9 protein-coding genes, 1 other RNA gene and 1 pseudogene are annotated in these 13570 nt (G+C 65.3%); 2 read left to right on the top strand and 9 right to left on the bottom strand.

From position 1 onward, the window contains the following. Positions 1-65: 65 nt before the first annotated feature. From C4S70_RS01045 to C4S70_RS01030, 4 genes are all read right to left on the bottom strand, one after another. Positions 66-1463: an FAD-binding oxidoreductase gene (locus C4S70_RS01045; RefSeq protein ID WP_104006248.1), complete on the bottom strand. Its 1398-nt coding sequence runs from the start codon at positions 1461-1463 to the stop codon at positions 66-68. Between the two features lie 65 nt (positions 1464-1528). Then, positions 1529-3316, bottom strand: a complete 1788-nt coding sequence (ggt, locus tag C4S70_RS01040) for a gamma-glutamyltransferase (RefSeq protein WP_104006247.1) — start codon at positions 3314-3316, stop codon at positions 1529-1531. Positions 3317-3379: 63 nt separating this feature from the next. Further along, positions 3380-3772, bottom strand: an RNA gene (gene rnpB / locus C4S70_RS01035) — RNase P RNA component class A. Between the two features lie 152 nt (positions 3773-3924). Beyond that, positions 3925-4740: a sugar phosphate isomerase/epimerase family protein gene (locus C4S70_RS01030; RefSeq protein WP_104006648.1), complete on the bottom strand. Its 816-nt coding sequence runs from the start codon at positions 4738-4740 to the stop codon at positions 3925-3927. Between the two features lie 755 nt (positions 4741-5495). On the opposite strand from C4S70_RS01030, the pseudogene C4S70_RS01025 reads away from it, so the two are divergent. Continuing rightward, positions 5496-6789 (top strand): annotated as a pseudogene (locus tag C4S70_RS01025) (IS256 family transposase). Between the two features lie 114 nt (positions 6790-6903). Here the strand turns inward: C4S70_RS01025 and C4S70_RS01020 are convergent. Beyond that, positions 6904-7311 (bottom strand): universal stress protein, encoded by a 408-nt coding sequence (locus tag C4S70_RS01020; protein WP_104006246.1) that lies wholly within the window; start codon positions 7309-7311, stop codon positions 6904-6906. Positions 7312-7475: 164 nt separating this feature from the next. Further along, entirely contained in the window at positions 7476-7796 is a 321-nt protein-coding gene (locus C4S70_RS01015; RefSeq protein ID WP_104006245.1) for an antibiotic biosynthesis monooxygenase family protein, read from the bottom strand. A 191-nt stretch (positions 7797-7987) separates the two neighbouring features. On the opposite strand from C4S70_RS01015, the gene C4S70_RS01010 reads away from it, so the two are divergent. After that, positions 7988-8644 (top strand): hypothetical protein, encoded by a 657-nt coding sequence (locus C4S70_RS01010; RefSeq protein WP_146064162.1) that lies wholly within the window; start codon positions 7988-7990, stop codon positions 8642-8644. A gap of 13 nt (positions 8645-8657) precedes the next feature. Here C4S70_RS01010 and C4S70_RS01005 read toward each other — a convergent pair whose 3' ends face one another. The 3 genes from C4S70_RS01005 to C4S70_RS00995 are packed head-to-tail and all read right to left on the bottom strand — an operon-like array spanning position 8658 to position 13439. Beyond that, positions 8658-10943: a right-handed parallel beta-helix repeat-containing protein gene (locus C4S70_RS01005; RefSeq protein ID WP_104006243.1), complete on the bottom strand. Its 2286-nt coding sequence runs from the start codon at positions 10941-10943 to the stop codon at positions 8658-8660. Between the two features lie 15 nt (positions 10944-10958). Then, positions 10959-11816: a DUF4336 domain-containing protein gene (locus C4S70_RS01000; RefSeq protein WP_104006242.1), complete on the bottom strand. Its 858-nt coding sequence runs from the start codon at positions 11814-11816 to the stop codon at positions 10959-10961. 48 nt (positions 11817-11864) lie between these two features. Beyond that, a complete protein-coding gene (locus tag C4S70_RS00995) occupies positions 11865-13439 on the bottom strand; it encodes a lysine--tRNA ligase (RefSeq protein ID WP_104006647.1) in 1575 nt (524 codons plus the stop codon). Positions 13440-13570: the final 131 nt, after the last annotated feature.

The raw sequence follows: 13570 nt of genomic DNA, 5'->3' as shown, positions 1-13570 counted from the left end.
GCCCCTGCTTCTTTCTGGTCCCAAATACCCCCGCCGGAGGCACGCGCCGCAGGCGCGTCACCCGCTCACAGGATCTTGCCCGGGTTCATGATGTTGTCCGGGTCCAGCGCCGCCTTGATCGCCCGCATGTAGCGCGTGGCCGGCCCCAGCTCCTTCTCCAGATAGGCCCGCTTGCCCTGCCCGATCCCATGTTCGCCCGTGCAGGTGCCGTCCATCGAGATCGCCAGCTCCGCCAGCCAGGCCACGAAGTCCTCGGTCCGTGCCACCTCCTCTGGGTCGGACTTGTCCACGATCGGCGAGATGTGGAAATTCCCGTCGCCCACATGCCCTACCAGCGGCGCCAGCAGCCCCAGTTCCTCGGCCCGCGCGGTGGCCGCGTTCACGCATTCGGCCAACCGCGAGATCGGCACGCAGACATCCGTCGCAAACCCGGTGGCCCCGGGCCGCATCTGCAGCGCCGCCCAGTAGAAATCATGCCGCGCCTTCCACAGCCGGTTCCGCTCTTCGGCCGAACTGGTCCACTCGAAGCCCATGCCGCCCGTATCCTCGGCAATCGCGCCAAAGGTTTCGGCCTGTTCGGCCACGCCCGCCTCGGATCCGTGGAACTCCAGCAACAAAAGCGGCGTCTCGGGCAGATCCAGCCTCGAATAGGCGTTCACCGCCCGCACCGCCACCTTGTCCAGCAGCTCGATCCGCGCCACCGGAACGCCATACTGGATCGTCGCCATCACCGCCCTGCAGGCCGCATCCACCGTGGAAAAGGAACAGCGCGCCGCCGACATCGCCTCGGGGATGCCGTGCAGACGCAGGGTGATCTCGGTGATGAGCCCCAGCGTGCCCTCGGCCCCCACCAAAAGCCGCGTCAGATCATACCCGGCCGAGGTCTTCTTTGCCCGCTGCGCGGTGCGGATGATCTCGCCATCCGGCATTACCGCTTCCAGCGCGATCACGTTGTCCTTCATCGTGCCGTAACGCACCGCGTTGGTGCCGCTGGCCCGGGTCGAGGCCATCCCGCCCAGCGAGGCATTGGCGCCCGGGTCGATCGGAAAGAACAGCCCCTGATCGCGCAGATGGGTATTCAGCTGCTCGCGCGTCACGCCGGGCTGCACCACGCAATCCAGATCATCGGCATGCACCGCCAGGATCCTGTCCATCCGGCTGAAATCCACGCAGATCCCGCCCACCGGCGCGTTGACATGGCCTTCCAGCGAAGTGCCCGTGCCGAACCCGATCACCGGCACCTTGTGCGCCGCACAAACCTTGACGATCTCCGACACCTCCTGCGTCGAATGGGGAAACACCACCGCATCGGGCGGCTGGTTGTCGATCCAGGTGGTGGTGTGCCCGTGCTGCTCGCGGATCGACGCACCGGTCTGCAGCCGGTCGCCGAACGCCTGCCTGAGAATGCCGATCGCCGTCTCGATCCCGGTTTCGTTGCGCGGCAGGGTGGTAATCTGAACCATTCTCTCCTCCCAACGGCTCGCCGCCCCTTGTCTGGCACCGATCCCGGTGAAGGGCAAGCGCGGGCCTATTCGCCCAGGGCGATCCCCTCGCGCCGCGGATCCGCCCCGCCCTTCAGACCATCCCCGATCTCGATCGCATGCAGGCCCGAGTTCATCTCGCCCACCAGCACCTCATAGCCCAGCGCCTCCAGTTCGGACTTCAGCGCCTCGGCCCCCGGCCCGGCCTCGATGTCGTAGCGTCCGAACCGGTTCACCCGATGCGGCATCGCCACCGCCTGCTGCACGTCCATGCCCCAATCCGCCCAGGCGATGATCGCCTGCGCCACATAGCCGATGATCCGGCTGCCCCCGGGCGAGCCGATCGCCAGCGCCGGCCGGCCGTCACGCAGCACGATGGTCGGCGCCATCGACGACCGCGGTCGCTTGCCCGGCTCCAGCCGGTTGGCGATGGGCACCCCGTCCCGATGCGTGCGGAACGAAAAATCCGTCAGCTCGTTGTTCAGCAGGAACCCCCGCACCATCAGGCGCGAACCAAAGGCGTTCTCGATGGTGGTGGTCATGGACAGCACGTTTCCATGCCCGTCCACGATGGAAATGTGCGACGTCGAGGGGAATTCGATCGCCTCGTCATCCGCCCACATCGCGGCATGGTCCCAATCGGGCCGCCCCGGCGCGACCTCGGGCAAGGCATCGTCCCCCACCAACAGCGCCGCCCGCGCCTCCAGATAGGCCGGATCCACCAGCCCCGCCACCGGCATGGGCACAAAATCGCTGTCGGCCATGTAACGCCCCCGGTCGGCAAAGGCGAGCCTTGAGGCATCCCCGATCAGCCGCCAGCTCTCGGCGCTGTCGGGCCCCAGCGCCGCCAGATCGTAATGGTTCAACATTCCCAGGATCTGCCCCACCGTCAGCGCCCCGGAACTGGGCGGCCCCATGCCGCACACCTCGAACACGCGATAGGCCACGCAGACCGGATCGCGTTCGCGCACCTCGTAAAGCGCCAGATCCAGCGCCGACAGCACGCCGGGATTTCCCGGCGCCGTGCGCACCGTCCGCACGATATCCGCCGCGATCTCGCCCGAATAGAACGCCCGCGCCCCGCCCCGCGCCAGCGCCCGCAGCGTTGCCGCATAGGCCGGGTTGCGCAACCTGTCGCCCGCTTGCAGCGGCGCGCCGCCCGGCAGGAAATAGGCCGCCGTCGCCGGGAACCGCGCCAATCTCTCGGCATCGCGCCGCACCAGACCGGCCAGCCGGGGCGACACAGCGAACCCCTCGTCGGCCAGACGGATCGCGTCGGCGAACAGCGCGGGCCACGGCATCCGCCCCCAGCGCCGGTGCGCTTCTTCCAGCAGCGCCGGCGTACCCGGCGTGCCCACCGACCGCCCGCCCACCACCGCATCGAAGAATTTCAGCGGCTCGCCGTTTTCGTCCTGAAACAACGTCGGCCGCGCCGCCAGCGGCGCGGTCTCCCGCCCGTCCAGCGTGATCAGCCGCCCCGTCGCCGCGTCATGCCAGACCAGGAACGCCCCGCCGCCCAGCCCCGAGGACTGCGGCTCCACCAGCCCCAGCACGGCCTGCACCGCCACCATCGCATCCGCCGCACTGCCGCCGCGCGCCAGGATCGCCGCGCCCGCCTCGACCGCAAGCGGATTGGCCGCCGCCACCATCCACCGCCGGGCCTCGACCGGCTGCCCGGCCGCCTTCGACGCCAGCGCCCCGGCCACAGCCGGAGACTGCGCCACGGCCCCGATCCCCGCCGCAGCTTCCGGCGCCACCGCATCCGCCGCCTGCTGTGCCGCGCCCGCGCCGCCCAGCAACATGCCGGCCAGCGCGCAAACAAGACCCAGTTTCATGATATCGCCTCCCGATCACTGCCCCGCAGGGTAGCGCATCGCGATGCACCGGCAACAGATGATACGCGCGGAGGGCCTGTAAGCCGGATTCTGTTCCGGGGTTTCCCCCTTCGATGGCCATTCCTCTGGGACGCGCGTCACCGCGCGCCTCGTGCTGCCAACCCGACCCCTCCAGGCTGAAGCGGGCCCCGCGGCGGTCTCCGGTTGCCCGGACCGGTCCCGCGTGGGGGTCCTATTCGGCATTGCTCCCGGTGGGGCTTGCCGTGCCGGAACCGTTGCCGGCCCCGCGGTGGGCTCTTGCCCCACCGTTTCACCCTTGCCGCGCCGTGACGCGGCGGTCTGTTCTCTGTGGCGCTTTCCGTCGGGTTTCCCCGCCCGGGCGTTACCCGGCACCGTCGCTTCATGGAGTCCGGACTTTCCTCGAACCGTTCGGTCCGCGGCCATCCGGCCCTCCGCGCATCGCCCACATAGCGAGCCCGCCGCGCCGATACAATCCCCGCACGGTCTTCATCTTGCCCAAAAATACTCCGGGGTTTGGGGCAGAGCCCCAATACGCACGAAGTGCCGGAAACCTTGCGCCGAAGGCGCTCCGCCGAGAAACGCCCCGGTCAACAGGCCAGACCCAGCCGCTCCAGATGCGTCACGCTTTCCTCGACCCGGTCGAAATCGTTGATCTCCACGATCAGCCGCGGATTGCCCTTCACCCCGCTCAGCGCGGCAAACACAGCATGCCAGCCGATATTGCCGCAGCCCAGCGGCCAATGGCGGTCGGCATAGCCATCGGTATCCTGCAGGTGCACATGCGCCAAATGCGTCCCCGCGCTGGAAATGAACCGATCCGCCGGCGGCGCGCCGCAGACGGTGTGCGCCCAATGCGCATGCCCCGTATCGACCGACAGCCGCAGCGCCGGGCTGTCCGCCTGCTCGACAACCGCCCGCCGCAGGCCCGGATCGATGTCCTGAATGTTTTCCAGCACCAGCTCGACGCCCGCATCCTCGGCCCGCGCAATCGCCGGCTCCAGCGTCTCCAGAACCGCCCCGATCCGTCGTTCCCTGTTGCGCGGACCATTGTCCAGATTGTGGTGATCCCAATGGTCAAAGGGCGAATGCAGCACCATCTGCGTCGCGCCCAGCGCCTCGCACACGCCCAGCGCCTGATCCAGCCGCGCCTGCACGACCGGCCGGATCTCGCGATCCCGGACGTCCAGTTCGAACCCGGCAAAGGGGCCGTGGATCCCCAGCCGACCATCCCAACCGTCCAGCTTCTGCTTGGCGATGTCGATGAACGGCTCGGGGCTGCGCAGGATGTCGGCCATGCAGAATTCCGGCAGTTCCAGGTCGCGATCCTTCTCGAACAGCCAATCCCGATGACGGTCGAGATCCAGCACGCTCAGCTGCGCGCCTATGATCGGCAGTTCAGCCATTGCCCCGTCCTCCGCCTGGTTCAACCGCTCGGCATAGTCGCCGAATCTACGCCGCGCGCAAGGGCCGTGCCGATGCCTGAGCAAAGAAAAAGGGCCGCCCCAGAACCTAACGCATTTTTCGTTGCAGGACATAGATCTTGAAAGCCTGTCGGCTGAAATGCCGGCAGGCTTTTGATTTTACGCCATACTTCTACCAAATTCTCAAGTGAATAGCGGTCTCGTCTTGGGGAGTTGCTGCTCCGCTGGCGCAAGAATGCGCGCCTGCGGGGTTCTTTCAGCTTCGTTCTCACGAGAAATGGCAGAGATAGATCTGGCACGAGGTGCAACTTGACCCAAAAAGAAAGGGCGGGGCGCATGGTTAAAAGGCTGCCTCAACTGTCGCTCGCGCAGGTGTATCCAAGGGCGTTGGTCCCTATCAATCTCAACACATGCGGGGATCCGGACTGCGGCAACTTCGGAGTGGCTCCCTCGAACGTCCACGCGGGTTTTCGCGGCCCGAATGCCGGGCGGAAACGCTTTGAGGCTGGTGTATCGAATGCGGGGGTCACTGCCGGACTCGGACGGTACAAAATGAGCGGCCCGAGCCATCTGGACCTCGAACGTGTCTGGGATGTTCCGGAATATTCTGACGATCCACACATGTGGTCCGACGGGCGCGTGGAGCTATGCCCGGAAATGGGCGACGGGGTTTGAGAAGGCGGCGTATCGTGGCGGGTGCTGAAGCCTGCCAGAACTTCCAGAAGGAACGATACGCCATAAAGAACGATACAGACATCATCGCCCTGCGTCAGCCGGAATTTGAGGATGACCCGCTGACCGAGATTGCCCGGGACGGGGCGCGACGGAAGCTGGCGGCTGCGCTGCGGGTCGAGGCCGACACTTTCGTTGCGAGCCATGCCGAAGAGATCCTGCCGGACGGCCTCCAGCGTGTTGTGCGGCACGGCCATGGGCCGGAGCGCAGCATCCAGACCGGGATCGGCGCGCTCGCCGTTCGCCGCCCGAAGGTGCGCGACCGCGCGGTGCCCGAAGGTGCGCGACCGCGCGGCGGACGTGCCGGTCGGGAAGAAGATCCGCTTTACCTCCGCCATCCTGCCGAAAATGGGCGCGGCGCTCGAAGAGCCTCGATGCCCTGCTGCCCGTGCTCTATCTGCGCGGCATCTCGACGGGGGACTTTCAGGAGGCGCTGGCCGCAATCCCGCGAGGGACGCACCCAACCTGTCGCCCGGCGCGATCTCGCGGCTGACAGGGGAATGGCCGCAGGAATGCGACCTCCGGCAGCGCCGTGACCTCTCCGCCCGGCGCCAAGTCCACATCTGGGCCGACGGTATCTACCTGCAGGCTCGGATGGAACCGCAAGCCGAGTGCATGCCGGTCATTCTCGGGGCCACGCCGGAGGGAAAGAAGGAACTCGTCGGCTTTCAGGTCGGCATGCGCGAGAGCGCGCAAAGCTGGCGCGAATTTCTGGTCGACATCAAGGCCCGCGGTCTTGCCGTTCCGCCCCGGATCGCCGTGGGCGAAAGGGCCATGGGGCTCGGACAGGCGCTTGACGAGGTCTTTCCGGGGACGCGTCATCAGCGCTGCCGGGTCCACAAGACGGCCAACGTGCTGAACAAGTTCCCGAAGTCCATGCAGCCGGCGGTCAAGGCCGACCTGCGCGAAATCTGGCAGGCTGAAACCCGTGCCGCGGGCCAAACCGCCATGGACACCTTCGTCGAGAAATACGGGGCCAAGTATGAAAAGGCGGTGGCCTGCCTGATGAAGGACCGCGAAGCCTTGCTCGCCTTCCATGACTTCCCCGCCGAGCACCGGGATCACCTGCGCACCAGCAATCCCATTGAAAGCGTCTTCGCCACCGTTCGGCACCGAACCGTGCGAACAAAGGGGGCGCTGTCGCAGAAGGCGGCGAAGCTGATGGTCTTCAAGCTCGTTCAGGCCGCCGCCAAAGCCTGGCGCCGCCTGAAAGGCGCGAACCAGTTGCCTTTGCTCATCGAAGGCGTCACATTCACCGACGGCGTCGCCGCGAGCGCCGCCAAAAACCGCGCCGCCTGATCACGCCGCGTCACCCAATATCCCGCATAGCTCGGCTACGATTGAGTAAACGGCTGGGCCCCAGGGCAGCCCCTGATCCGATCCGTTTTTCCGGAAGGGGTCTCGTCGCCTTGCTCAGCGCACGACATGCACCGCGCATTTGGCGTGGCGCACCACCTGAGTCGCGGTCGAGCCCAGCAGCAGATCCTGCATGCCGGGGCGGTGCGACGCGATGATGATGAGATCCGGCTTGTTGGTTTCGGCCCAATCCAGGATCGACCGGCCCGAATGGCCCTCGATCACCAAGCCCTTGGCGTTGGGCAGTTTCGCCGCCATTTCGTCCAGCTCTTTCTGGATCGCCGCACGTGCCTCGGTCAGATAGTCCGCCGGCATGTAGGAAATGGCATAGCCCGGAATGTGTTCGACCACATGCAGCAAGGTGATCTCTGCATCGGGCGTGGCCAGCTTCTCCGCGATCTTGAACGGCCCCGACACGTCCCGTTCGGCGTCAAAGGAAATCGGGATCAGGATCTTGTGGTACATTCTGTCTCTCCCAGTCTGTTCTTTTGCATTCTGAACCGCTCCAACGGCACCGACCTTGACTCAAGTCATGTCGGACCAAGGCTGTTCCGACCGCAACACGTCGCGCCAATTTCTACCATCGAGGGCGCGCGCGGGCCGAAACCATTTTCGCCGAGCGGCAGATCTCAGTCGAACACCTCCACCACGTCATACATGACCGGCTCGAAGCTCTTGCACAGCTCATTGATCTTGCGGTTGCGCTCTCGCATCTCGGGCGTCCGGAGCATCGCCAGGAAATCCTCGCGCCGTTCCCACTGGGAATAATTGGCAATCCGGGTCTGAGCGTCGTTCACATGAAGCCCCGCGCCGATGAATCCCGGCTGTTTCGAAATGAACGCCGAATAGGCGTCAACCAGCGCATCAAGAAGATCCTGGCAGGTGCCCGGCGTGGTGTCGAACGTGGTGATGACGGTCTGGAAATCGTTGTCCTTGGCAATCTTCGGCATCTGCTCCTCCTTCGGTGTTTTCAGCCTAAGCGATGAAACCCGCCCAAGAACAGGGATTTCTTTTCGTGAACGCGTTGAAATCAGACCCTTTTGCCGGCCGGAGCAGCCAGTCCCGCCCGGACGGTAACGAATGATTAACCAAACGCCGCCCAACGTCTCTTGACGAAGGGAGAGCGATGGGGCGGGTTCTGTTGGCCGCATTTTTGTGGGTTTCGGTCGCCGGCACGGCGACGGCAGGGGCGTGGCTGCAACAGCCCGGCCGGGCCTTTCTGGCGGTCTCGGCGACGGGATACGCCCGACCCGGAAGAGCCGACATGATGTCCAGCCTCTATGCCGAATACGGACTCCTGCCCCGGCTGACGGTTGGGCTGGACGTCAACGGCCACGCCGCGATCGCCTCGGGCTCATCGGCTCACGCGCTGCTGTTCGCCCGTCTTCCGCTGTCCGCTCCGGATCGGTCGCTGCGCGCCGCGGCCGAGCTCGCCCTAGGCGCATATCACGCAAACCACCGATCGCGACCGATGCTGAGGCTCAAGGCGTCGCTCGGCTCCGGCTTCTCGTCCTTGGCGGGGCCCGGCTGGCTCAACCTGGGCGCCGAATACGAACGCATCCGCGCGGACAGAGCGGCCTACAAGCTGAATGCCGCCATCGGCCTGTCGGACGGCCCGACCATCCGCCCCCTTCTGGAAATCGAGACATGGAAACGCCGCGACACGCCCCTGATTTGGACGGTCACTCTCTCGGCAATGTGGGACCGGGGACCGGCCACGACCTGGCTGATCGGGCTGCGGCGCAGATCGCCGGACGCCGCTCTGGGCGTCCGGCTGGCCTTGTGGCGACGGTTCTGAACCGCACCCCGGATCAGGTGTCCATGCGCATGACGACCGACACCTCGCCCTTGACCGGCTCGGGCCAAACCAGCGAGATCTGGTCGTGCCTTGGCCCCTGCCTGAGGTTGACGAACGGCATGTCGTGAAGGTCCGCGTTCGATGCGGTCCGGATCGAGCCCAGCAGCGACACGCCATCCACAAACCGCGCCTGTCCGCCAAAGGGCAGCTCGCCGGCGGGGTCGATCACCCAGGTCGCAGCTGGCGTCGCCTGCTCATACCGGATCCGCAGCGGGTTCGCGGCCTGATAGGTGACCGAATAAAAGGTATTGCCGGTGAAGAACACGTTCTTGCTGCGGCCAAAGTCGAGATCGGCAAAGCTGGTGTCCACCCGCTCGACCCGGTCGATCGCGCCGTTGATGCTTCGGAACGTATTGCCCGACACGGTAATGCCGTTCAGGAAATGCCCGGTGCCGTAGGGCTTGATCACGATATAGCTGAACCACGGCGCGACATCGCCCGACAGAAAGATGTTGTCGGTGATCGACATGGCGCTGAACGAGTATCCGGACACGAAATCCGGCGCCGGGTCGCGCTCGTTGGTCCACTCGATGAAGCAGTTGTCGACATAGTTGCCGGTGATCGTGGTGCTGGTATAGGTGCCGATCACGATCAGCCCCGCCGACCGCACCCCGCCCGGCACCGTGTCGCCCTGAAAGAAATGGTTCCCGATCACCACGCTGTTGTCGCCGCCCAGCACCGCGAAATGGCGGAACTTCGTGGCCCGGTTATTGCGTAGCTTGACGTCGTTTGCATTGGTGTTCAGCGCGATCGACGTCCGATCCGGCACATCCAGCGGCTCTTCCGCCGACAGGAACTGGCAGCGGTCGATCAGCATCCCCTGACAGCCGGAGCCGATCGAGGTGATGCCGCGGTCCCTTGGCCGGCTGATATAGCAGTCCCGCACCTGAAAGGTGCTGCCTGACGGGGCCAGCCGGATCCCGCTGCACAGCCCGTTGCACTGGAACTCGATATCGTCCAGCACGAACTTGCTGAGCTGGCTGAACCCGCTGAAGTCCAGCAGATAGCGGAAATCGCGGAAGGTAAAGATCTGGGTGCCTTCGGCGTCCGACAAGGGCGCGCTCAGCGTGATCTCCTGCGCGCCGACATTTTTTGACCGCACATAGACCTCGCGCCCCACGCCCGCGCCCTCGACCAGCGCGCCCACCGGCACGTTGGCCACATTGACCACGCCGGTCAGCTTCTTTGCATCGCTCGCCGAATAGGTCGCCTGCGATGTCACCACCTGCGTGTCCCAGGCCGCCGATCCGATCGCCTCGAGCTGGCCGTTGCGGATCACCCGACGCGTAGCATAGCTGGACTTGTTGGGCACGGCTGCGGCCATGTCGATCGGTGCCGTCACCCCGACCTTGAGTCCGCCCATGTCGAGCGATTCGTGATCGGCATTGTTCAACAGGGCCTGGAACGCCTTCCTGAAGGCCAGCTCTTCGCTGCCGAAGGCCGCGACATACGAAGGCAGATCGAAATTCCGCGTCAGCAGCAGCATCTTGTCGTCGGGCATGGTCACCGTGCCCACGAACACGGTTTCGGCGCTCATGCTCACCGTTTGGCCCAGAAAATACGTGCCCTCGGGAACCAGCACTTTTCGCCCGTCGGCTGCGGCATCGGCGGCCTGGAACGCGGCGCTGTCATCGATTGTGCCGTCGCCCACCGCGCCATAGTCGCGCACGTCCACCACGTTCAGCATGTTGCGCAGGAACGCGCCTGTGATGTCCCGGATCTCGATGTCGTCGATCCGCACGACACCGCCGTTCGCCCCGATCAGGTCCAGCCCGAAATGGCCGATCTGCGCCTGCGGACCCCAGACCATGTCCACCCCGCCGCGCGCGCCCGTGCCGACGATGGCGCTGACCTCGACCACCTTGCCGTAATCGGTGAGCGGCACCGCGGGACCGGTTTCCACCACGCCCGCCACATGCGCGCCGCCTCCATCCCCGGCCCAGCCCGCGATCCGCACCGAAGGCAGGTTGCCGCTGATCGCCTTCACCCGCGCGGTGATCTGCAGATAGCAGCCCGGCAGGATCGGCGTGTCGCCCATATAGCGCAGCTTTTGCGTCGATTGCGTCTTCTGCATCTCCAGACAGCCGCCGAAATCCTGATCCGCCGGCACGAATACCGCGTTCGTCGCCCCGGCGTAGGTGTCCGATCCCGGCGTGCCGTCTCCGCTGGACCATATATCCAGACCGTTTTCGAAAGCCGGCGGCATCAGCTGCAAACCGTCGGTGATCGCCTTGTTCATCCCTATCCCCTTCGCTCAACCGCCCGCGAACCTGCTGCCCTTGGGCGTTCTGACCTCGCTCCGGGCCGCCCCGGACAGGGCACAGGGAATAGGCGGCAGGGATGAACGCCCGCTGAGCCCACCGTCACGGTGGGAGCGCAACAGGGTTACAGAACGAAGCGAAAGGCCCGTTTCAACTCGGCCACGCCGTCGCCGGTCATACCAGCGGCCATGGGCAAGGATTATCCGCTCGGGGCTCCAGCCGATCATCGTCTCGACCGCAGCGCGCAATTCGGCCCGTCCCTTGCGAAAGGTCAGACGCATGTCGCGCGGCATCGACCCGTCCGGATCGGCAATGCCGCCCAGCCGCAGCAACGGCCGCATCCACCACGGGCATTTCGACGGCTCGAAATTCTCGATCAGATCCGTCAGGATCAGCGTCCGCGATGCGCAATGAAAAAACACTACTTCGCGGTGAACCGCGCTGCCCTTCACCATCATCTGGTCGATCTGCCCGGCCCATTCGGGCGGCGCGGCGTCCCCCAGTTCATGATCGAAGCGCAACGCCTTGCCGTGCCTGCGCGCCCTTTGCAACACGCCCGGCGCGGCCCAGGCCTCGGCCTCTTCGAACGCGGCCTGCCAGTATTCGACCCAGGCATAGTGGATCCAGTTCGGCGCGATCAGGTGCCTGACCGGGCCCAGCGCGCGCAGATCGGCGACCAGATCCTCGGTCAGATGCGTCGGCGAATGCACCCACAGGTCGCCATTGTGCAACCGCACCACGGTCGCCCGCGTCGGAAACGGCATGCCGTAGAACCGGATCGCCGGGCCGTCGATGATCCAGATGTCCGGCGCCACCGGTTTCAGGAAGTTCAGCGGCTCATAGCCGGTCATGGCGGCACCTCCCTTGGTTCCGCCGCCATGATAGGCGCAAAGCTCGGTTCAGACCAGTTCCCCCGCCAGCGCCTTGTCGATCAGCGCGATGGTTTCCTGCACGCCGTAAAGCGCGATAAATCCGCCGAACCGCGGTCCCTGCGACGCCCCCAGCAGCACTTCGTAAAGCGCCTTGAACCAGTCGCGCATCGGATCGAACCGCTCGCGCCCGACGGCATAGACCACCGATTGCAGCGCCTCGTCCTCGACCGGCCCGTCATAGGCGGCCAGCGCCTCGCGCAGCGCCTGCAGGGCCTCGCGCTCCTTGTCGGTGGGCGCGCGACAGACCCGGTGCGGCTTGACGAAATCGTTGTAATAGCGCACCGCGTATTCGGTGGCCTTGTCGAGATCGGGATGCGTTTCGGGGCTGGCCTCGGGCGCATAGCGGCGGACAAAGCCCCACAACGTCTCCTTGTCCTCGGCGCCGGACACGCTGGCCAGGTTCAGCAGCATTGCAAAGGGCACGATCAGCGTCGATTCCGGCACGTCCCCGTTGTGGATGTGCCAGACCGGATTCGCCAGTTGCGCCTTCAGATCCTGCTTGGGAAAGGCGCGCAGCTGCTGGTGGTATTCGTCCACCGCCTTGGGGATCACGTCGAAATACAGACGCTTGGCGGTCTTGGGTTTCTGGAACATGAAATAGGCCAGGCTCTCGGAGCTGGCATAGGTCAGCCATTCGTCGATGCTCACCCCGTTGCCCGAGGACTTGGAGATCTTCTGCCCGTTCTCGTCCAGGAACAGTTCATAGACGAAATGCTCGGGCGGCCGCGCCCCCAGCACCCGGCAGATGCCGTCATAGATCGGCGTGTTGGTGGAATGGTCCTTGCCATACATCTCGAAATCGACGCCCAGCGCCGCCCAGCGCGCGCCGAAATCGGGCTTCCACTGCAATTTCACATGCCCGCCCGTCACCGGCAGCGTCCATTCCCGCCCTTCCTCGTCGTCGAAGGTGACCGTGCCCTTGCGCGCGTTCACCTCCTTCATCGGAACGTAGAGCACCCGGCCCGTTTCGGGGTGGATCGGCAGAAAGATCGAATAGGTCTGACGCCGCTCCTCGCGCAACGACTTCAGCATGATCTTCATGATGTCGTCGTAACGCTCGGCCGCGCGCAGCAGGATCTCGTCGAAGCGGCCCGACTTGTAGAACTCGGTGGCGCTGATGAATTCATATTCGAACCCGAACGTGTCCAGGAACCGCCGCAGCATGGCGTTGTTGTGATGGCCAAAGCTTTCATGCGTCCCGAACGGATCGGGCACGCTGGTCAGCGGCTTTTGCAAATGCTCGCGCAGCATCTCCTGGTTGGGCACGTTGCCGGGCACCTTGCGCATCCCGTCCATGTCGTCGGAAAAACAGATCAGCTTGGTGGGAATGTCGCTGATCCGCTCGAAGGCATGGCGGATCATGGTGGTCCGCGCGACCTCGCCGAAGGTGCCGATATGCGGCAGGCCGGATGGGCCATAGCCCGTCTCGAACAGCACATAGCCCTTTTCGGGCGGCGCCTTTTCATAGCGTTTCAGAACCCGGCGCGCCTCTTCAAAGGGCCAGGCTTTGGACGCAAGAGCGGCTTCGCGCAATTCGGACATTTCGGTCTCCACGGATCATGGGGCCGCGCACCCCGCGCGGACCTCGCCGCTACCTATTGTGCCGGGGCCAGCCCGTCAATATTCTGCACCGCAACATCAGCCCTCTCAGGAAGGAGGCCCCCTTGTCCCGG

Origin of the sequence: Jhaorihella thermophila (genome assembly GCF_900108275.1) — a bacterium.
Classification (GTDB): domain Bacteria; phylum Pseudomonadota; class Alphaproteobacteria; order Rhodobacterales; family Rhodobacteraceae; genus Jhaorihella; species Jhaorihella thermophila.
Note: the sequence above shows the minus strand (reverse complement) of the source record. Positions and strands in the feature narration are given on the sequence as shown.

Coding starts and splice junctions, on each gene's coding strand:
- C4S70_RS01045 (WP_104006248.1), bottom strand. CDS start 1,463: ATGGTTCAGATTACCACCCTGCCGCGCAACGAAACCGGGATCGAGACG.
- C4S70_RS01015 (WP_104006245.1), bottom strand. CDS start 7,796: ATGCCGAAGATTGCCAAGGACAACGATTTCCAGACCGTCATCACCACG.
- C4S70_RS01000 (WP_104006242.1), bottom strand. CDS start 11,816: ATGACCGGCTATGAGCCGCTGAACTTCCTGAAACCGGTGGCGCCGGAC.
- C4S70_RS00995 (WP_104006647.1), bottom strand. CDS start 13,439: ATGTCCGAATTGCGCGAAGCCGCTCTTGCGTCCAAAGCCTGGCCCTTT.
- ggt (WP_104006247.1), bottom strand. CDS start 3,316: ATGAAACTGGGTCTTGTTTGCGCGCTGGCCGGCATGTTGCTGGGCGGC.
- C4S70_RS01030 (WP_104006648.1), bottom strand. CDS start 4,740: ATGGCTGAACTGCCGATCATAGGCGCGCAGCTGAGCGTGCTGGATCTC.
- C4S70_RS01020 (WP_104006246.1), bottom strand. CDS start 7,311: ATGTACCACAAGATCCTGATCCCGATTTCCTTTGACGCCGAACGGGAC.
- C4S70_RS01005 (WP_104006243.1), bottom strand. CDS start 10,943: ATGAACAAGGCGATCACCGACGGTTTGCAGCTGATGCCGCCGGCTTTC.